Source organism: Streptomyces sp. URMC 124, from assembly GCF_051386455.1.
Lineage (GTDB): Bacteria > Actinomycetota > Actinomycetes > Streptomycetales > Streptomycetaceae > Streptomyces.
The window spans coordinates 1-233 of the sequence record NZ_JBPQTS010000659.1 but is presented as its reverse complement, the minus strand read 5'-3'; the positions used below and the strand labels follow the sequence as shown (position 1 = coordinate 233).

Here is a 233-nt window from a genome sequence, read left to right as displayed (position 1 = left end):
CCTTCCGTTCGTTCGCGGCTGCAGCCAGTGGCCCCTGAGGGAGAGCAGCACGGTCGTTGCGATGAGCAGGAGAAGGAGGGATACCGCTGTCGCCCCCTGTGGGTCGTCCTGGAGGAGCAGGTAGACCTGGAGGGGGAGGGTTTGCGTTTCGCCGGGGAGGTTGCCCGCGAAGGTGATCGTGGCGCCGAATTCCCCCAGGGCCCTGGCCCAGCTGAGGGCCGCGCCCGCGATCA

Annotated in this window: 1 pseudogene; it reads right to left on the bottom strand. The window is 68.7% G+C overall.

From position 1 onward, the window contains the following. Positions 1–233: pseudogene (locus ACSNOG_RS34070) on the bottom strand (molybdate ABC transporter permease subunit); the annotation flags it as partial.